Genomic DNA, 19,345 nt, shown 5'->3' on the forward strand with positions numbered 1-19,345 from the left:
ATGGCAAATTGGAGCAATGAGGCCGAAGCCCGCGAGCAGATCAAGGCGCTGGTGGCAGAATATTACCATGACTTTAAGGAGAAAAAGGCGGATTTCAAGCCCGGCGACCGCGTTACTTATGCATCCCGCGTGTTTGATGAAAAAGAAATGTGCGCCCTGACCGATGCAACGCTGGATTTCTGGCTGACCACCGGCCGCTTTGCGGATGAATTTGAAAAAGAGTTTGCCAAGTGGATCGGCGTAAAGTTCGCCAACCTGGTCAACTCCGGCTCTTCCGCCAACCTGATTGCCTTTATGGCGCTCACCGCCCCGGAACTGGGCGACCGCCAGATCAAAAAGGGCGATGAGATCATCACTGTGGCATGCGGGTTCCCCACCACTGTCACCCCGGCGCTGCAGTATGGCGCTGTGCCGGTGTTTGTGGATGTGACCGTGCCGCAGTACAACATTGATGTGACCAAGCTGGAAGCCGCTCTTTCCCCCAAGACCAAGGCAGTCATGATCGCCCATACCCTGGGCAACCCGTTTGACCTGTCCGCCGTCAAAGCCTTCTGCGATGCCCATAACCTCTGGCTGGTGGAGGATAACTGCGATGCCCTGGGCACCCAGTACACCATCAACGGCGAAACCCGCTTTACCGGAACCTGGGGCGATATCGGCACCTCCAGCTTCTACCCGCCGCACCACATGACGATGGGCGAGGGCGGCTGCGTGTATACAAACAGCCCGCTGCTGAACCGCCTGATCAAGAGCTACCGCGACTGGGGCCGCGACTGCATCTGCCCGTCCGGCCATGATAACTTCTGCGGCCACCGCTTTGACGGTCAGTATGGCGAACTGCCCGCAGGCTATGACCACAAGTACGTTTACAGCCACTTTGGCTATAACCTGAAAGTGACCGATATGCAGGCCGCCATCGGCTGCGAACAGCTGAAAAAGTTCCCCAGCTTTATCGAGCGCCGCCGCCATAACTGGGACCGCCTGCGCGCAGCCCTGGAACCGGCCGCCGATAAGCTGATCCTGCCGGAACCGGCCGCCAACAGCCGCCCGTCCTGGTTTGGCTTCCTGATTTCGGTCAAGCCGGAATCCGGCCTGGACCGCAACGCCGTGACCCGCTATATTGAGGACCACAATGTCCAGACCCGCCTGTTGTTCAGCGGCAACCTGATCAAGCACCCTTGCTTTGACCAGATCCGCGGCACCGACGCCTACCGCGTGGCAGGGGAGCTGACCAACACTGACTTTATCATGAACAACACCTTCTGGGTCGGCGTGTACCCCGGCATGACCGATGAGATGATCGACTATATGGCAAAGATCATTATTGAAGCGGTGAACCAGTAAAAAGCGCTGATAAGATGAATTAATAAGAAAAAGCAAAGCCGTGCTGATAAGAAAAAATGGCTGCTGCACTGCGGTAAATTATCAATACGGGCTTTGCTTTTTGATTGCTTATAAAGAATAATAAAGGAACGGGATCCATGCAGAAATTGTTGGCACTGTTGGGAGCAAAAAGCAAAGAGGAATTTGTTGCGCTGCTTGCACAGTTTATCAAGTTTGGCCTTGTTGGCGTAAGCAACACGGCGGTATCGATGGCGGTGTATTATATCTTTTTGTGGATCAGCCCAGACCTGTATATGGTAGGCAGCGTTCTGGGAACAATTCTGAGCATTGCCAATGCCTTTTTTTGGAACGATAAGTTTGTGTTTACCGGGAATGCAAACGATTGGCGCAGTAAACTGAAACGCCTTGGAAAAACATATGTCAGCTACGGCGGCACGTCGATCCTTTCTAATGTTTTGCTTTGGATAGAGGTTACGTTCTTCAGCGTCAGCAAAACGATTGCGCCGATTGTAAATTTGCTGGTCACGATTCCGCTGAATTTTATCATCAACAAGTTGTGGACATTTAAGGAAAGATAAACGACAAAATGTTTCCCGTCAACGATGTGGAGCTTATCCGGCACGGAAAAGTGCGGTATCGGGATCCCTAACCATCATCCGACTCAACGAGGTTGGTTGGCGGTGCTTTATTGTTGAAAATAAGACTGCAAAATATATCGGTAAAAAATATGGGAAACCAGGGAATATCTGATACATAACCGGGAACAGAAATAGGGCAAGGCTGTGTATGGACAACATGACAACAAATAGCGAGAATAAATCTGGTATCAGCATTGGATTAGATCAGCTGTTGCTGGAAGATAACAAATCGGTGCAGCTGGAACTGAATTATGGCCAGAATGAATGCAACAGCCAGCGCGTGCTGAAAGAGAATAACACGAAACGGGGAAAAGGCCTTTTTGGTAAAAAAGGAAGAGGGAACAATCCGTTCTGGAAAAAAATGGCCAAGCTGTACTGTGTACTCAGCGCAGTGTGTGCCATTGTGGTTATGGTAACGCTGTATGTTACCCATGGTGATTTTCTTTCGTACTTTTTATACCATGATACACTGGATGCCGGCATGGATTTTTTCCATAGCATTGAATATGTTCGTGGACGCCAGCCGTATGCGGTGTTTGACACACTGTATCCGCCCTTGGCAAATTTGTTCTTTTATGCCCTGTTTTTACTGGTGCCTGCTTCGGTATCTGATAACTGGACCTATGACTTTGAGGCGTCAGTTGCCATGCGCGGCACAGAAACTGATTTACGTACAACACAGTCGTGCTTTTTGCTATACGTCTTTTTTGTGGTGCTGGCGGTTCTTTTGCTGGCGGTTTTGCTCCGTGACGTGATGCAAAATGCCCAGTGGGCCAGGGCCAGTACGTTTTTTGCCTTGTTCAGCTTTGGTGTGCTTAATGCGGTAGACCGCGGCAATATTATTTTGCTGGCGGCGGGGCTTTCGCTTTTTTTCGTCATGTATCACCGTTCAAAGCGCGCATGGGTGCGGGAACTGGCATTGGTTGCACTGGCAGTAGCAGCCGGACTTAAAATTTATCCCGCATTCTTAGGTGTTATGCTTTTAAGAAACCGGGATTTCAAAGCAGCAATCCGCACGGTGTTTTATGGCATTGCAGCGTTGGTGCTCCCGGTGTTTGCCTTCCAGGAGGGCGTGTACGGCTTGCAGCTTTGGCTGAAGATTTTGTTCTCTTTTGGAAGTAAAAGTAAAACACCTTGGGCAGGTAATGGCATCAACAGCATGTTCGCACATGGGGCGCATCTGGTGGACCTGATTGCCGGAACCAGCAATGCAACGGTATCTTTTTTTGCAGCAGCCTTTGCTGTGGCGGCGGTACTGGTTGTGTGTGCTCTGCTCTGCCGCCAAGAATGGCAGGCGTTGCTGCTGATTACCGTGGCTATGATGTACCAAAGCCAGGGCAACTATATTTACTGCATGGCGCTGATTCCGCTGGCGTATTTTCTTGCACAGGAAAAGGTGATGACACGTCAAAATATATTGCCTTTTGCGGTTTTGATGGTATTTAATCTGCCGCTTCCAATCTTTGAAGAGCGTAACTCTTATATTCGCAACACCATTGTACAGTTGGCAATACTGACAGCTATCATCTGGGGCGTTGTACAGGCAGTAAATTGTGTGTTGGCAGCGCTGAAAACCAAAAAGCCTGAACAATCAAAACTAGATAAAAAAGCTGCACGCAGCACGCTGGTTACTTTCGGCGCTTCACTGGGGGCATTGGCAGTTTCCCTTGCCGTTTTCTATGGCGTGTGGGTGCTGTATAATGCGCCGTCTATTACCATGCAGCTGGGGGATGGCATTTATAACACAGAATATTATACTCCTGAAAACTCCAACAAAGAGCTGCCGTTTTACTGGTGCAAGAAAAGTGCGGAGATCAAACTGGTAAACCCGCAGCTGAATACGGAAAGGTACACCTTTACCTTTACAGTGGGGGATTATTTCTTTGATATTTCTGACCGCCCCAGCATTACCATTACCTTCGGTGACAGTAGCCAGACCTTTGTGGTCAGCCAGGAAAACATGAAAATCCGCTATACTGCGGATATTCCTTTTGGTGAAAGTACAATCGATATTAGCTACAGCGGCAAGCGGGTCGATGCCCCGCAGGATTCCAGAACTTTGTATTTTGTAATGGTTCAGCCGCAGCTTGAACGGATTAAATAAAAGGAGGACACCCCCAATGAAACAGCGTCTGGCCGATTATGTGGCCGATTTTCTTGCGGCGCACGGCGTTACGGATGTGTTCAGCGTGGTGGGCGGCGGCGCCATGCATCTGAATGATGCACTGGGCCACCACCCGGCGCTGCATGTTACCTATAACCATCACGAGCAGGCAAGTGCCATTGCGGCGGAAGCATACGCCCGCATTGATAACAAAATTGCCGCCCTGTGCGTTACCACCGGCCCCGGCGGCACCAACGCCCTGACCGGTGTGGTGGGCGGCTGGCTGGATTCCATCCCTATGTTCGTGATCTCCGGCCAGGTTCGGTACGATACCACGGCCCGCTATGCCGCGCAGTTTACCGATGGCCTGCCCCTGCGCGCGGTGGGCGACCAGGAATACGATATCACCAAATCTGTTGCCCCCATGACCAAATACGCCACCATGCTGGAAGACCCGAACCAGATCCGCTATGTGCTGGAAAAAGCCTGGCACCTGGCAACCACCGGTCGCCCCGGCCCGGTGTGGATCGATATCCCGGTCAACTATCAGGGCGGCTACATTGAAACCGACAGTCTGCCCGGCTATGACCCGGCGCAGGACGATGCCCGGCTGCCGCCCCCGGTGGACGATGCCACCGTGCAGATGGTGCTGGAAAAGATCCGCAACGCCAAGCGCCCGGTGTTCCACGCCGGGTACGGTATCCGGCTTTCCGGCGGGTACGCAGCGTTCCGCGCCGTGGCGGAAAAGCTGAACATCCCCATTGTGACCTACTGGAACGCCGTGGACCTGATCGAGGACGAAAACCCGCTTTACTGCGGTCGTGCCGGCAATATGGGCGACCGCCCCGGCAACTGGGCCATCCAGAACGCAGACCTGATTCTGGCTGTGGGCACCCGCATTTCCATCCGCCAGGTGGGCTATAACTGGAAAACCTGGGCCCGCGCGGCGGAAGTCATCATGGTGGATATTGACCGCGCCGAGATGAAAAAGCACACCCTGCATGTGGAGCACCCCGTGTGGGCGGATGCCAAGGACTTTCTGCAAAAGCTGGATGCCGCCGCAGCGCCGCTGACCCCTGTCAGTCAGGCAGCGGACTGGCTGGCAACCTGCCAGCGATGGAAAAAAGATTACCCCGCCGTGCTGCCACGCCAGTGGGAAGAAAACGGCACCACCGCCAATGTGTACGCCTTTGTGCGCTACCTCAGTTCCCGCCTGCCGGAAAACAGCCTGACCGCAGTTTCCAACGGCGCCTGCTGCGTGGTGGGCAATCAGGCGTATGTCATCCAAAAAGGCAGCCGCATGGCCAACAACAGCGCTATTGCCAGCATGGGTTACGGCCTGCCCGCCGCTATTGGCACTTGCATTGCAGGCGGCCGCCGTACCACCATCTGCCTGGAAGGCGATGGCTCTATCATGATGAACCTGCAGGAATTGCAGACCATCCTGACAAATAAGCTGCCGATCAAGATTTTCCTCATCAACAATAACGGCTACCACTCCATCCGCCTGACCCAGAACAACCTGTTCAAAGACCATTGCAAGATCGGCATTGGGCCGGAGAGCGGGGATCTGTCCTTCCCGGAGTTCCGTAAAATTGCCGAAGCGTTCGGCTACCCGTATTCCTGCGCACATTCCAACGCTGAGATGAAACAGGTGGTGGATGCCGCCCTTGCCGCAGAAGGCCCGACTTTCTGCGAGATCTTTACCGATACCCAGCAGGTCTGGGAGCCGAAGAGCGCCACCAAGCGTCTGCCGGACGGCACACTGGTCAGCCCGCCGCTGGAGGACCTGGCACCATTCCTGCCGCGGGAAGAGCTGGAACAGCAGATGTTTATCCCCTTGGTGCCGGAAGGGTAAGAAAATAAAAAATGAAAAAAGCGCGGAATGGCAATATTGAATTGCTGCGGTTTGTATTTTGCGTGGGGGTGGTATTGTTCCATGCGTGGTACGTGCGCAGGGGATATATCGGCGTTGAATTCTTTTTTATCGTAACAGGGTATTTTCTTGCCGAAAAGATATGCCGGTTAAACGCAAGAGAAACAACCTGCCCTTCGCTAGAAAATGCCATGAAAGAAGCGACATGGGATGTGCTCAAGCGTTATCGTTTGATATTTCCATACTTTCTTGTGGCAACCGTTTTGGGGTTTATAGTGCGTGCCTATGCACAACAGTGGGACAGCGCTACAATTCTGTTGAATTTACAGCTGATTCCGGCAGATTTCCTGTATTTACAGAACTTTGGGTTTTCTGTAGCCTCCACAACAGGGGTGCTATGGTATCTTTCCGCAATGACTTTTGCGGTCTGGGTGCTGTATCCGCTGCTGCGCAGGCATTATGGCTTGACTGTGCAGGCGACCCCGGCAGCAATCCTGCTGATACTGGGCGTGATCCTGCAGAACTGTGGTTCACTGGATGCCCCATGTACACTTCTGTTTGGCTGGGTTAATACCGGAATGCTGCGTGCCTTTGCAGGAATTCTGGGAGGGGTAGTAGCAAACAGGGCTGCATCAACTCTGAAAAAAATTGATGTAGGGAAAAAGATGGCCGCGATGATGACAGCCGTGGAATTGGCTGGGTATGCGTGGGTACTTTACCATATATGGTCAATGAATGAGACACGTGCTATGCTGGATGGCATTGTGGTTTTGGCGTTGGGTGCGGCATTTACCATTACGGCAAGCGGAAAATCGCTTTTCTACGGAAAATTTGACAACGGCTTTGTCAGATTTCTGGGGAAAGCAACCATGCCAGTTTTCTTGAGTCATTTGTATTGCGTACAATTTTTGCCGAATATACTGGCAATGTACAGCGTAGAAGTGACCGAACTGCAAAGGCTGGTTCTTTCTTTTGCCTGCTGTGCAATAGCGGCAGGAATTGTCTATTATGTAGGGAAAATTATAGACAGACAAATGAAAAAAAGCTGGCATGCTTTTTGCACAGAGATCATTGCGAAAAACAAATAAGGTGTTGAAAATGGAAAAAATCGAAAGGCAGATACAAACCGTAATCGTAACCGGCCCCACCGGGGCCGTGGGCACAGCATTGTGCAGCCGGCTGCTGCAGGCCGGGTGTACCGTGGTGGCGGTCTGCCGCCCCGGCAGCCCGCGGGCCGTAGCGCTGCCCAAGGATGCAAACCTGTATGTAGTTGCCTGTGATGCCGCCAACCTGGCGGATTTGCCGCAGTGCATGGCCGCAGCCGGGCTGCCCGTGCAGGCGGATGCCTTTTTCCACCTGGCGTGGGCGCACACCATTGGCGCGGGCCGCAATGATATGCCGGCTCAGATTGAGAATATCCGCTATACCATTGATGCCGTGCGTACCGCGGCGGCAATGGGCTGCCGTGTGTTTGTTGGTACCGGCAGCCAGGCAGAGTATGGCCGTGTGGACGGTGTTCTGCGGGCCGATACCCCCACAAACCCCGAAAACGGGTACGGCATGGCCAAGCTGTGTGCAGGCCAGATGAGCCGTACCGAGGCCGCCGCCCTGGGCATGGACCATGTGTGGGCGCGTATCCTTTCGGTTTACGGCCCGCATGACGGCCCCAACACGATGATCTCCGCCACCATCCAAAAACTGCTGGCCGGGCAGTGCCCGGACCTGACGGCAGGGGAGCAGAAGTGGGATTATCTTTACTCCGCCGATGCTGCGGATGCACTGTACCGCATGGCCTGCCATGGCCGCAGCGGTGCTGTGTACCCGGTGGGCAGCGGCACCGCCCGCCCCCTGCGGGAATATATTGAGACCCTGCGTGATGCCATCGACCTGGCCCTGCCGCTTGGCCTGGGCAAAATCCCTTACGGGCCGCAGCAGGTCATGTTTTTGCAGGCGGATATCACCCAGCTTGCGGCGGATACCGGCTTTGCGCCGCGCACCGCCTTTGCCGATGGCATCCGCGCCACCATTGCGTGGGCAAAAACGCAAAAGCAAACCAATTAAGCCAATAAGGAATAACCCCGTCCGTGCGGGCAGGACCCGCATGGACGAACAGGAGCCAGACAGTATTTATGCAGTTGACCTACCAAAAGTTAAAGCCGTTTGCCTTATCCTATCTCACCGCGCCGCTGGCGGTGTTTTTTGCGGGGTATCTCCGCGCGCCGTTTGCCGTTGCGGGCCTGGCCGTGCTGGCCTTTGCCTGGTGGTATGCCGTGTGCAAAACGCCGCAGGTTAAGCAAGTGGGGCAAGAAGAGCAGGGCATTACGCTTTCGGTGCCAAAGCTGGTGCTGCTGTTTGCCCTGATGCTGTTGTGGGGCTACCTGGGCGGTCAGACGGGCTTTTTTTACCAGAACTCGGACTGGGGTTACCGCAACGCCATTTACCGGGATCTGATCACAAACAGCTGGCCGGTGTATTACCCGCAAAAGGATACGGCGCTGGTGTATTATATCGGGCACTGGCTGGTCCCGGCGGCGCTGACCAAACCGGTATACGCTCTGTTTGGGCTGGATGCCGCCTGGATGTTCGCCCGTATGGCCCTTTGGGTGTGGACGGCGCTGGGCACCTATCTGGCGGCGCTGAATTTGTTGGTCTACCTGCGTGCTGATACCGGCAAAAAGCAGGGGATCGGCCTGCTGTTTTTGATTTTCTTCAGCGGCATGGATATTCTGGGCGCGCTGTACAGCAGCCGACTGCCGGACCTGCTGGCCTATGACGCTATGCACCTGGAATGGTGGACGAATGATTTCCAGTTCAGCTCCCTGACGACCTGCCTGTTCTGGGTGTTCAACCAGACAGTGGGGGCATGGCTGGCAACCGTCTGCTTTTTGCAGGAGAAAGACTGCCGCAACTACCTGCTGCTGGGCACGGCCTGCCTGATGTGCGGCCCCTTCCCATTTGTGGGGCTGGTTATTTTTATGGTGGTGCGCGGCATTGTTCTGCTGGCACAGCGTCAAAAAGGCGTGCTGCAATCGGCGTTCTCCCCGGCCAATGTGCTGGTGCTGGTTGTGGTGCTCAGCATTACGGCCAGTTATTTTTTGGCCAATAACGCCTTTGGCTACAGCGTTCTGGGCGAAACTGTCGCCGGGAACCAGGCAGCGCAGCAGACTTTTGGCCAAAACGTTCTGACCAGCCTGCAAAAAGGCATGCTGGTATTTTACCTGCTGGATGCCGGCATTTATCTGCTGCTGCTCTGGCGGCAGAACCGCCGCAGCTGGCTGTTTTATACCTGCGCCGTGTCGCTCTTCATCATTCCGTTCTTTAAGGTGGGACAGGGGTGCGATTTCTGCATGCGGGTGTCCATCCCGGCTATCTTTATCCTGATGACCCTCTGTGCCCGGTACTTTATCGCCTTGGTGGGCACCAAATGGCGGGACGGTACGCTTGCACAGCATGCCGTGACCATTCTGCTGGCGGCAACGCTGCTGATCGGTGCCTGCACCCCGGCCATGGAAATTTACCGCGGCATCTGCCACATTGCCAAAGAGGGGACTTTCTGCCTGGAAAACGAGGAGCCCTACACCCTGGCGGACCGCCCTGTAAGCCTGAACTTTGAAACGCAAAACTGTGAAAATAAATTGTTCTTTACCTATTTTGCAAAATAGTGTATAGTGATAAGGGTCTGCCCGGCTATTGCGGCAGTGGGCCAAAGACTAAACTTAAAGGAATGAAACCTGCATGAGCGAGAAGAAAAAAGTCATCTCTGTTATGATCCCTACCTATAACGAGGAGGAGAACGCCCGCCCCATCTATGAGGCGGTGCGGGATGAGATTCGGAAGGATTGCCCGGATTATGACTATGAGATCCTTTTTATTGATAATAAAAGCCAGGATCGTACCCGCCGGATCATTACGGACATCTGCGCACAGGACCCCAAGGTCAAAGCCATTTTTAACAGCAAGAACTTTGGTCAGTTCAACAGCCCCTATTACGGTATGATCCATACCACAGGGGACTGCACCATTACCATCTGCGCGGACTTCCAGGACCCGGTGGAGATGATTCCAAAGTTTGTGGCTGAATGGGAAAAAGGCTACAAAATTGTAATCGGCAAAAAGACCACCAGCCAGGAAAACCCTGTCATGTACTTTTTGCGGGACTGTTACTACAAAACCATCAAAAAGATGAGCAATGTGGAAATGATCGAGCAGTTTACCGGGTTTGGCCTGTACGATAAAAGCTTTATCCAGACCCTGCGTGATTTGCACGACCCCACCCCGTTTTTGCGCGGGATTGTGGCGGAGCTTGGCCCCGAGCGCAAGGAGATTGAATACACCCAGCCCAAGCGCCGGGCAGGCAAGACCCACAACAACTGGTACAGCCTGTTTGATGCCGCCATGCTCAGCTTTACCAGCTACACCAAGATTGGGATGCGGATGGCGGAGTTCTTCGGCTTTTTCTGCGCGGCGGTCAGCTTTATCCTGGGGCTTGTGTTCCTGGTGGCAAAGCTGATCCACTGGAATACCTTTGCTGCGGGTTATGCCCCGATGATTATTGCTGTGTTCTTTGTAGGCGGCGTGCAGCTGACCTTTCTGGGATTTTTGGGCGAGTACATCATGGCAATGAACGCCCGTATTATGGACCGCCCCCTGGTGGTGGAAGAAAAGCGGCTGAATTTTGAACCCGAAACGCCGGAAAGTGATACTACCCGCGCCCAGTAAGACCGAGTGGTTATAATAGATTGCGAGTTGACAGTAAAACAATGATTCCTTTTAATATTCCCCCGCAGGTTGGTACAGAGCTGGACTATATGCACCAGGCCATGGCCAACAATAAGATCTGCGGCGATGGCCCTTTTACCCGCCGCTGTGATGAATGGATGGAACAGCGGTTCCATGCGGGCAAGGTGCTGCTGACCACCAGCGGTACCACCGCGCTGGAAATGGCTGCCCTGCTGTGCGGCATCCAGCCCGGTGATGAGGTGATCCTGCCCAGCTACACATTTTCTTCCACGGCAACGGCCTTTGTTTTAGCTGGGGCCAAGCTGGTGTTTGTGGATATCCGCCCGGACACCATGAACATTGACGAAGCAAAAATTGAACCCGCCATTACCGAAAAAACCAAAGTCATCTGCGTGATGCACTATGCCGGTGTGGCCTGCGATATGGATACCATCATGCAGATTGCGCGCCGCCATAACCTGAAGGTGGTGGAAGATGCCGCCCAGGGCGTGATGGCCAGCTATAAGGGCAGGGCACTGGGCACCATCGGTGATTTTGGCTGCTACTCTTTCCATGAGACGAAGAACTTCTCAATGGGGGAGGGGGGCGCGCTGGTCATCAATGACCCCGAAACCGTGACCAAGGCCGAAATCCTGCGGGAAAAGGGTACCAACCGCGCCAGTTTTCTGCGCGGCCAGGTAGATAAATATACCTGGGTTTCTTATGGCTCCAGCTACCTGCCCAGTGATCTGAATGCCGCTTACCTGTGGGCACAGCTGGAACAGGCCGATACCATCAATACAGACCGTACCCACAGCTGGGATTATTACGCACAGGAGCTGGCACCGCTGGCTGAAGCAGGCCTATTGGAGCTGCCCACCGTGCCGGAAGGCTGTGTGCATAACGGGCATTTGTTCTATGTCAAGCTGCGGGACCTGGAACAGCGCACTGCGTTCATTGCCTATTTGAAAGCCCACGGTGTGGCATCGTCTTTCCATTATGTGCCGCTGCACAGCGCCCCGGCGGGCATCCAATACGGCCGCTTTGCCGGTGTGGATGAATACACCACAAAGGAAAGCAACCGCCTGACCCGCCTGCCGCTGTACTATGGTCTGACCGAAGCCGACCGCGCAGCCGTGGTGCAGGTGGTCAAAGACTTTTTTGCACAGAAATAACATGCCCAGTGCATGAAATCAGCAATATAACAAAAATCCGTATCCCGAATGCCAAGCAGGGCAGGAGGATACGGATTTTTCTGTTTGTTCTTTTAAAATTAAGCGAAAGTTCTCCACGGAACAATGAGGTCAGGGCACGGGGGACGAAATGCTTGCCTGTTTGTATAAAAAACCAAGGGCAATACCGCATAATTCTAAGTGCCGATACGGCGAGCGAGGTGCGGCAGATGCCAAGCCAAAAGCGTAGATAATACTGGATGCTGCAAAGGTGAGCGCCGCCAGTGGCGGAAACAGCGAACCGAAGCAGGGGCAGCGGTCGCAGAGTGCGAGGGGCTTTTGCCCCGAAGCACGATGCGGGTACCGCAACCCGACATTATCGAGCATTTTGGCAACGCAGATGCCGTGCCGCAGCTGCCGGAGCGGTGCTTAAGCCGCAAGGCGGGAATTGTGCGGTGTTGCCCAAGGTTTCTACAGGGGAATAATGCCGTTCACTTTCCCCACCCGCTGCTTTGCAGCATGGTTTCATCGCTCAGCATCCACAGGGCTTCCACATCGTTCAGCTGCTCGATCAAAGCCTGCCCTTTTTCTACCGGCATGCAGAACACACCGGTGGAAAGCGCATCCCCCAGGCCGCTGTCACTGCTTACAATGGCAACGCTGTTCATGTAGCGGGCAGGCTGCAGGGTGGTCAGGTCGATCAGGTGGTGGTAGCGTACACCGTCCACGGTAAAGTAACGCTGGTAGTCCCCGCTGATCACAAGGCTTTGCCCCGGCTGCAGCTCCACGGTATCCACATAGCTTGCGGTGGCGTATTGGCCGTCCTGATCCGGCCAGGGGTTATCGACTCCGGCAACCCAGGGCCCGCTGTTGGGCTTGGTGCCAATGGCGCGCACATTGCCACCCACGTTCAACAAGGCGCTGGTCAGGCCGCGGGCTTCGGCTGCCTGGGCGCATTGCTCCACCGCATAGCCTTTGCCAATGCTGCCAACGTCCAGCTGCAATTCCGGGTCTGCAAAATACACCGTCCCGGTATTCTGGTTCAAAATCAAATCATCCATATTGCAGTGGGCAGCCGCAGCCTGCAGGTCGGCGGTTTTGGGCAGGATATCGGCGCTTACCTCGGCTCCATCGCCCGCGGCGGTGCGGGCATCGTGCCAGTAGCGCAGCACCGCCCCGGCAGCGGCATTGCAGGCACCGTCCGTTGCCTGGTACATCTCCTGCGCGAAGGTCAGCAGGTTCATAATCTCATCCCCAACGGCAACGGGGGCAGCGGCGGCTCCGGCGTTTACATCCGCCAGGTTGGTCATGCCGTCATAGTGGTTGTAAATATCATACAGCTGGTTATACCGCAGCAGGTCTGCATGCAGGGCGGTCATCTGGGTGTTCCAGTCGGCTTCACTGTCGGCATAGCCGCTGATGACAGTAACGGTGTCAAACACATCCCACCAAGTTACGCTGTAGCGCTGGGGGCTGGTGGTTCCAGTTGCCGCACAGCCGCTCAGCAGCAGGCAGAGCGCCAGCACCGCACAGGTCAGGCGGCGCTTCATGCTTGGCCTCCCACGTGTTCATGCTCGCGGTTCAGTTCGGCCAGCAGGGCAGCAAGGGTCCAGCCGCGGCTGGTGGGGGTTACCATGGCGCGCAGCGGGATCACCGCCCCGCCGCGGCGCACTTCATCCACAAACTGGCCCAGATCGCCATTGTCATGCCGCAGCCCGCTCACAATCATGGCCGGGCGCTCCGGTACATCCGGGGCGGGGGCGGCTTCACCGCCAGTGTGCCGCCCGATGCAAAGGGCTTCCATGGTGGTGCCCAGGTCGGCGGCGGTCAAAAGGCGGACTTTCAGGCGGCTCAGGCGTGCAGCGTGTTCCACCGCGGCGTGCTCGGCACTGCCGGGGGCAACCTGCCACAGCAGCACACAGCGCGGTTCCTGCTGGATTCTGGCTTTCATAACAATACCTCGTTATGCCTGCCCGCAGCCGGGCAGGCAGCAATCATAAAATCAAAATGTGCGGCGCAGGGGTCAGTCCCGCGCCGCACGGTGGAAAAGGTTCAATTACAGGTCAGGGTGATACTCTTTGCAGGTGCATTTTTTCCATTTCAGGCCGCTGCCGCAGGGGCAGGGATCGTTGCGGCCAATCTTGGTCACGCGCACAGGGGTGGCACCCTTGGCACCAGCCTGAGCCGGTGCGCCTTCGCCGGTGGGCTTGGCAACCTGTTCGCGTTTCGGCTCCTGGTTCTGCTGGCGCACTTCAATGGTCAGCAGCATGTGTACGGCATCCTCGCGGATGGTGGCGATCATCTCGTCAAACATGGCAAAGCCTTCAATGCGGTATTCCACAATGGGGTCGCGTTGGCCGTAACCGCGCAGGCTCATGCCCTGCTTCAGCTGGTCCATGTTGTCAATGTGTTCCATCCACTTGGAGTCAACATTGCGCAGCAGGCAGATGCGCTCCAGTTCGCGCATCATGGGGGCACCGTACTTCTGCTCCTTGCTTTCCAGAATGCTCATGCCGCGCTCATACAGCACCTTGGCAACATCCTCGCGCTTCAGATCATTCAGCTGCTCGGCAGTGTAGTTAAAATCAGTGGGCAGGCACAGCCAGTTCAGGTAGTGGCGGCGCAGGGCAGCAAAATCCCAATCGTCGGCGGTTTCGCCGCTCAGGAAGGACTCGCAGGTCTCGTCGATGGACTGCTTCATCATCTCGTGCAGCTTGTCGGAGATATCCTCGCCGTCCAGCACCATCTGACGCTGCTTGTAGATGATCTCGCGCTGCTGGTTCATGACATCGTCATACTGCAGCACCTGCTTACGGATGGCAAAGTTGGAAGCTTCCAGCTTTTTCTGGGCGCTCTCGATCGTGTTGGTGATCAGCTTGTTCTCGATGGGCATGTCCTCGTCCAGGCCCAGGGTATCCATCAGGCCCTGCACGCGCTCACCGCCGAAAATGCGCATCAGGTCATCTTCCAGGCTCAGGAAAAAACGGGATGCACCGGGGTCGCCCTGACGGCCAGCACGGCCGCGCAGCTGGTTATCAATACGGCGGCTTTCGTGGCGTTCAGTGCCAATGATGAACAGGCCGCCAGCTTCGCGCACAGCCTCGGCTTCGCGCTTGACTTCCGGTTCATATTCTTCAACCAGCTCGTCAAAGCGCTTGCGGGCAGCCAGAATATCAGCATCCTGGGTGTCGGCATGGCCGTCGCACTCGGTCATCAGCATTTCAACTTTTGCTTCATAGGCTGTGTCCGGGGCAGGGGGGATGGGCAGGCCCTGTGCCTTGGCGCGGGCTTTGGCGTGCTCGTATTCGTCTTTCAGCACTTCCAGGTCGGCATTCATCTGGCGGGTCAGCTCTTTGCGCAGGGTGGCCTTTGCCATATAGGTCACGTTGCCGCCCAGCATGATATCGGTGCCGCGGCCAGCCATATTGGTGGCGATGGTCACAGCGCCCTGCTTACCGGCCTGTGCAACGATTTCGGCTTCGCGCTCATGCTGCTTTGCGTTCAGCACATTGTGCTCAATGCCGCGCTTTTTCAGCAGCTTGGAAAGCGCCTCGCTCTTTTCCACGCTGACGGTACCAACCAGAACGGGCTGGCCCTTGGCGTGGCATTCGGCAACCTGCTCGATCACGGCATTATACTTGCCGTTGATGGTCTTGTACACGCTGTCCGGCAGGTCCTTGCGGGCGCGGGGCTTGTTGGTGGGGATGGATACGATCTGCAAGCCGTAAATTTCGCTGAACTCGTCCGCTTCGGTGGAAGCCGTACCGGTCATGCCGCCCAGCTTTTTGTACATGCGGAAATAGTTCTGGAAGGTGATGCTGGCCAAAGTCTTGCTCTCAGCAGCAACGGTCACGCCTTCCTTGGCTTCAATGGCCTGGTGCAGACCGTCATTGAAGCGGCGGCCATACATCAGACGGCCGGTGAATTCATCAACGATGATGACCTCGCCGTCTTTCACGATATAGTCGGTATCACGGTGCATCACACCGCGGGCCTTGATGGCACCGTCAATATAGTGGCGCAGGGTCATGTTGTCGGCATCGGCCAGGTTCTCAACATTGAACCATGCTTCGGCTTTCTTAACGCCGCTTTCGGTCAGGGTGCAGGTCTTGTGCTTTTCGTCCACAACGTAATCACCGTCAACCTGTTCATCGGCTTCCACTTTGTCGTCCAGTTCAACGATGACAGACTTTTTCAGCGTTTTGGCAAAGTCGTCCGCGCGCTTGTACATCACGCTGGAATCTTCGCCCTTGCCGGAGATGATCAGCGGGGTACGGGCTTCATCAATCAGGATGGAGTCCACCTCGTCCACGATGGCGTAAGCATGGCCGCGCTGCACCATGCTGGCCTTGTAAACCACCATGTTGTCACGCAGGTAGTCAAAGCCAAACTCGTTGTTGGTGCCGTAAGTAACATCCGCCAGGTAAGCCTTGCGGCGGTCCTGCGGCTGTACGTCATGGATAACCAGGCCGACCGTCAAGCCAAGAAAGCGGTAAACCTTGCCCATCCATTCGCTGTCGCGCTTGGCCAGGTAATCGTTGACGGTAACAACATGCACGCCTTCGCCGGTCAGGGCATTCAGGTAAACTGGCATGGTGGCCACCAGGGTCTTGCCTTCACCGGTCTGCATCTCGGCAATGCAGGAACGATGAAGCACAATGCCGCCGATGATCTGCACCGGGTAGGGCTTCAGGCCCAGCACACGCCAGTCCGCTTCGCGGCAGACGGCGAACGCTTCGGGCAGGATATCGTCAAGGCTGGCCCCGTTTTTCAGCTTTTCTTTCAGGTACGGGGTTTTGGCCTGTAATTCTTCGTCAGTAAGTTTCTGCATTTCGGGCTCAAGTTCCAGCACCTTGTTGGCAATGGGTTTGATACGCTTGAGCTCTTTGTCGGAAAAATTACCGAACAGTTTTTCCATAAAAGACATAAGTAAACACCTGTATTTCTGCCGCATGGCGGCGAATGGATCAGCAGGGGAACCCCTGTTGGATACAATGCTATACTTTAATATAATACACCCGCGCAGGGTACTGTGTCAAACCTGCGCGGGTGTAAAATGCAAATAATAAACTGTTTCAGCGGCTTTTGTTGAAACTTGGCCGGTTATCATGCGCTTGCAGCGCTTTTGGCCTGCTTTTCGTTGCTGATGAACAGCAGCACCAGCATCAAAAAGATGCAAACAAAGCCGATGGCGTCCCACACGGTAAAGGGGGAACCGAGCACCAGCGTGCTGATGATGGCCGCCGTAACCGGTTCCGCAAAGCTGAACAGGCTGGATTTCTGCGGCCCAATGTACATGACGCCGCTCATGTAACAGCTGAACGCCAGCACGTTGCCGATGAGCACGACCGCCGCAATACCGGCAATGCCGGCCGCGTTGGGTACGTAGTTCATCCGCCACGGGCGGAACACCAGCGCAAAGAAGGTGCCGCCCATCAGGAATGCCCAACCCTGCAGCATGGGTGTGGGGTACTGTTTTTGCAGGTTTTGGGGCCATATGGTGTAAATAACAACGCAGAACGCGCTGATAATACCAACGACCAGCGCAGCGGGCGAAACCGCCATGTTGGTCAGGCTGCCGTGGGTGGTCAGCATAAATACACCACCCAGCGCCAGCACAATGGAGAACACCTCAAACAGCCGTGGCGCACGCTTTTGCTGGATGCAGACCACCAGCAGAATCAGCACGGGGGAAAGATCCTGCAAAATAGTGCCCACACCGGCGCTGGAAAGCTGGATGGTCAAAAAATAGGTGAACTGGCAAAAGCTGACGCCAGCCAGGCCATAGATCACAAGGTCGCGCGCGTTGCGCCAGCTGCGCCAGGGGTTCACCAGTTGGCGCCAGTTGCGCACACCGTAATAGATGCACAGAATCACACCGGCCAAAAACAGCCGGATGGGCACCAGCCAGGCGGAATCCATGCCTTGGCGGGTAAACAGATACTGCCCCACGCAGCCGGAAACACCCCAGCACATGCCGCCGAACATTGTCAGCAGAGCGCCTTTTACGCTATCCGTCATTCGTTATGATCTCCTATCCCAAAACTTGTTACAGTTCGTTCAGGCAATACTGCGCAGCGGCCAAAACATCCGGAACAACGGGGGCACCGGTGGCACGCAGCTGCTGTGCGCTCTGATGCCCAGCGGTTTGCAGCACACACCGCACGCCCAGCGCCTGGGCAACCTCAAAATCGTGGACAGAATCCCCGATCATAATAGCCTGCGCCGGTACGGCACCGCGCTGCTTCAGTTCAGTCAGATAAGCCAGGCCGACTTCCACTTTGCTGCGGGCGTAAATATTATCCAACCCCAGCAGGCGGTCAAAGTAGGGGCGCACTCCGCGCTCCGTGACCTGCTGTTCCAAAACCGGCAAGTTGGAAGCCGAAAGAATGACCTGCTGCACCCCGGCACCTTTCAAAAGGGAAAGGGCGGGCACAGCACTTTCTGCCAGCGGGCAGGCCCCGGCGCGGGCCAGGTAATCCTGCATGTAATCATCGGCAAGCTCTTTGTAGGAGTTTTTGGAAAAATCGAACCCTGCGCGAATATAATAATCTTCAATCGGGAAGCCAAAAATCTCACGGTACTGGGCAAGGCTGTATTGCTGCGGGTAATGATAGATGCGGAGCAGACGGTTGAGCGCGTCCACACAAAGGGCAACATCATCCAGCAGGGTGCCGTTCCAGTCCCATAAAACAAGGCTCGGTTTCATGGCAGCTCCTTTTAATGAATACAGGGAAAGCGGTTATTATTCTGCAAAAATTTTGTTCAGGGATTCGTTGCTCTCGATCAGCTTGACCAGGGCAACACCCAGCACACAGCAGCTGATGATCTCACCAACGCCAACAGCAACGGCGTTGAATACCGCCATGGTGGCCGTGGGGGCAGAATCCGAGAAGAACACAGTGATTTCAAACGCGCCAACGATCAGTGCATTGGCGATAACAGGAGGGAAAGACGCCGGAATTGCCAGCCCTTTCCAGCGCACATTGCGCAGGGCATAGGTGGCAAGGCAGGCAATCAGGGTGGCGGCGGTGCCAAACACCACATCCACCATGGTGGAACCCAGCAGGTTTGCCAGCAGGCAGCCCAGGGTAACGCCCACAATGTATTCGGCCCCAAACACCGGCAGCAGGCAGAATGCTTCGGCCACGCGCACCTGTACCGCGCCGTAAGAGAACGGCTGCAATACCAGGCAAAGCACGGTGTAAACTGCGGCGATCATGGCGCAGCGTACCAGGGTTTGATCGGACAGTTTGTTTTTGCTAGTAGACATAAAATTACACTCCGGCGGATAGATTTTGACCGCGCCCAAGACCGCCAGGCTTGGGTGGGTTTGCGCCTGAAAACCAGGCGGAGCCTAAAATCCTAAGTTGCTCAACAAATTGTTATTATAACAAATGAAAATGGGGGATACAAGGGGGAAAGGGGCATAATATTGCAGCAAAAGAGCAAAATACTGCCTTTGCAGACAAAAAATCCCGCACCGGGCGGG

At 55.2% G+C, this 19,345-nt stretch carries 15 protein-coding genes and 1 riboswitch; of the genes, 9 read left to right on the top strand and 6 right to left on the bottom strand.

Annotated features, from left to right (window positions below):
• The 9 genes from rfbH to rffA all read left to right on the top strand — a co-directional run bounded on the left by rfbH (position 1) and on the right by rffA (position 11,856).
• Positions 1-1,344, top strand: a complete 1,344-nt coding sequence (rfbH, locus tag C4885_RS02175) for a lipopolysaccharide biosynthesis protein RfbH (RefSeq protein ID WP_113998819.1) — start codon at positions 1-3, stop codon at positions 1,342-1,344.
• Between the two features lie 137 nt (positions 1,345-1,481).
• The gene (locus C4885_RS02180; protein WP_113998820.1) at positions 1,482-1,922 is read left to right on the top strand and encodes a GtrA family protein; all 441 of its coding nucleotides are present in this window, start codon (positions 1,482-1,484) and stop codon (positions 1,920-1,922) included.
• Positions 1,923-2,262: 340 nt separating this feature from the next.
• Positions 2,263-4,086, top strand: coding sequence for a glycosyltransferase family 87 protein (locus tag C4885_RS02185; protein ID WP_158538780.1), 1,824 nt, complete (start codon positions 2,263-2,265; stop codon positions 4,084-4,086).
• 16 nt (positions 4,087-4,102) lie between these two features.
• Positions 4,103-5,944 carry a thiamine pyrophosphate-binding protein gene (locus C4885_RS02190; protein WP_113998822.1) on the top strand — a complete coding sequence of 614 codons (1,842 nt, stop codon included), beginning with the start codon at positions 4,103-4,105 and terminating at the stop codon, positions 5,942-5,944.
• 11 nt (positions 5,945-5,955) lie between these two features.
• On the top strand, positions 5,956-7,050 hold the full coding sequence (locus tag C4885_RS02195; RefSeq protein ID WP_113998823.1) for an acyltransferase: 1,095 nt from the start codon (positions 5,956-5,958) through the stop codon (positions 7,048-7,050).
• 10 nt (positions 7,051-7,060) lie between these two features.
• Positions 7,061-8,023 (top strand): NAD(P)-dependent oxidoreductase, encoded by a 963-nt coding sequence (locus C4885_RS02200; protein WP_113998824.1) that lies wholly within the window; start codon positions 7,061-7,063, stop codon positions 8,021-8,023.
• Between the two features lie 68 nt (positions 8,024-8,091).
• A complete protein-coding gene (locus C4885_RS02205; RefSeq protein WP_113998825.1) occupies positions 8,092-9,624 on the top strand; it encodes a hypothetical protein in 1,533 nt (510 codons plus the stop codon).
• Between the two features lie 73 nt (positions 9,625-9,697).
• The gene (locus C4885_RS02210) at positions 9,698-10,681 is read left to right on the top strand and encodes a glycosyltransferase family 2 protein (RefSeq protein WP_113998826.1); all 984 of its coding nucleotides are present in this window, start codon (positions 9,698-9,700) and stop codon (positions 10,679-10,681) included.
• A gap of 41 nt (positions 10,682-10,722) precedes the next feature.
• Entirely contained in the window at positions 10,723-11,856 is a 1,134-nt protein-coding gene (gene rffA / locus C4885_RS02215) for a dTDP-4-amino-4,6-dideoxygalactose transaminase (protein WP_113998827.1), read from the top strand.
• A gap of 488 nt (positions 11,857-12,344) precedes the next feature.
• Here rffA and C4885_RS02220 read toward each other — a convergent pair whose 3' ends face one another.
• From C4885_RS02220 to C4885_RS02245, 6 genes are all read right to left on the bottom strand, one after another.
• Positions 12,345-13,403, bottom strand: coding sequence for an FAD:protein FMN transferase (locus C4885_RS02220; RefSeq protein ID WP_113998828.1), 1,059 nt, complete (start codon positions 13,401-13,403; stop codon positions 12,345-12,347).
• Entirely contained in the window at positions 13,400-13,804 is a 405-nt protein-coding gene (locus C4885_RS02225) for a DUF3783 domain-containing protein (protein WP_113998829.1), read from the bottom strand. The genes C4885_RS02220 and C4885_RS02225 overlap by 4 nt, the downstream gene beginning before the upstream one ends.
• 105 nt (positions 13,805-13,909) lie before the next feature.
• Positions 13,910-16,780, bottom strand: a complete 2,871-nt coding sequence (gene secA / locus C4885_RS02230; protein WP_113998830.1) for a preprotein translocase subunit SecA — start codon at positions 16,778-16,780, stop codon at positions 13,910-13,912.
• A 179-nt stretch (positions 16,781-16,959) separates the two neighbouring features.
• Positions 16,960-17,874 carry a DMT family transporter gene (locus C4885_RS02235; RefSeq protein ID WP_113998831.1) on the bottom strand — a complete coding sequence of 305 codons (915 nt, stop codon included), beginning with the start codon at positions 17,872-17,874 and terminating at the stop codon, positions 16,960-16,962.
• A 28-nt stretch (positions 17,875-17,902) separates the two neighbouring features.
• Positions 17,903-18,562, bottom strand: coding sequence for an HAD family hydrolase (locus C4885_RS02240; RefSeq protein ID WP_113998832.1), 660 nt, complete (start codon positions 18,560-18,562; stop codon positions 17,903-17,905).
• Between the two features lie 36 nt (positions 18,563-18,598).
• Positions 18,599-19,126: a QueT transporter family protein gene (locus C4885_RS02245; protein ID WP_113998833.1), complete on the bottom strand. Its 528-nt coding sequence runs from the start codon at positions 19,124-19,126 to the stop codon at positions 18,599-18,601.
• A gap of 9 nt (positions 19,127-19,135) precedes the next feature.
• Positions 19,136-19,229, bottom strand: a riboswitch (PreQ1-III riboswitch).
• Positions 19,230-19,345 lie beyond the last annotated feature (116 nt).

This window comes from Subdoligranulum sp. APC924/74 (assembly GCF_003324125.1).
In the GTDB taxonomy this organism is placed as follows: domain Bacteria; phylum Bacillota; class Clostridia; order Oscillospirales; family Ruminococcaceae; genus Gemmiger; species Gemmiger qucibialis.

What these genes read in the sequence shown, in the direction of transcription:
- C4885_RS02195 (WP_113998823.1), top strand. Translation starts at nt 5,956, where the DNA reads ATGAAAAAAGCGCGGAATGGCAATATTGAATTGCTGCGGTTTGTATTT.
- C4885_RS02225 (WP_113998829.1), bottom strand. Translation starts at nt 13,804, where the DNA reads ATGAAAGCCAGAATCCAGCAGGAACCGCGCTGTGTGCTGCTGTGGCAG.
- C4885_RS02200 (WP_113998824.1), top strand. Translation starts at nt 7,061, where the DNA reads ATGGAAAAAATCGAAAGGCAGATACAAACCGTAATCGTAACCGGCCCC.
- C4885_RS02245 (WP_113998833.1), bottom strand. Translation starts at nt 19,126, where the DNA reads ATGTCTACTAGCAAAAACAAACTGTCCGATCAAACCCTGGTACGCTGC.
- C4885_RS02235 (WP_113998831.1), bottom strand. Translation starts at nt 17,874, where the DNA reads ATGACGGATAGCGTAAAAGGCGCTCTGCTGACAATGTTCGGCGGCATG.
- C4885_RS02190 (WP_113998822.1), top strand. Translation starts at nt 4,103, where the DNA reads ATGAAACAGCGTCTGGCCGATTATGTGGCCGATTTTCTTGCGGCGCAC.
- C4885_RS02210 (WP_113998826.1), top strand. Translation starts at nt 9,698, where the DNA reads ATGAGCGAGAAGAAAAAAGTCATCTCTGTTATGATCCCTACCTATAAC.
- rfbH (WP_113998819.1), top strand. Translation starts at nt 1, where the DNA reads ATGGCAAATTGGAGCAATGAGGCCGAAGCCCGCGAGCAGATCAAGGCG.
- C4885_RS02180 (WP_113998820.1), top strand. Translation starts at nt 1,482, where the DNA reads ATGCAGAAATTGTTGGCACTGTTGGGAGCAAAAAGCAAAGAGGAATTT.
- C4885_RS02240 (WP_113998832.1), bottom strand. Translation starts at nt 18,562, where the DNA reads ATGAAACCGAGCCTTGTTTTATGGGACTGGAACGGCACCCTGCTGGAT.
- C4885_RS02220 (WP_113998828.1), bottom strand. Translation starts at nt 13,403, where the DNA reads ATGAAGCGCCGCCTGACCTGTGCGGTGCTGGCGCTCTGCCTGCTGCTG.
- secA (WP_113998830.1), bottom strand. Translation starts at nt 16,780, where the DNA reads ATGTCTTTTATGGAAAAACTGTTCGGTAATTTTTCCGACAAAGAGCTC.
- rffA (WP_113998827.1), top strand. Translation starts at nt 10,723, where the DNA reads ATGATTCCTTTTAATATTCCCCCGCAGGTTGGTACAGAGCTGGACTAT.
- C4885_RS02205 (WP_113998825.1), top strand. Translation starts at nt 8,092, where the DNA reads ATGCAGTTGACCTACCAAAAGTTAAAGCCGTTTGCCTTATCCTATCTC.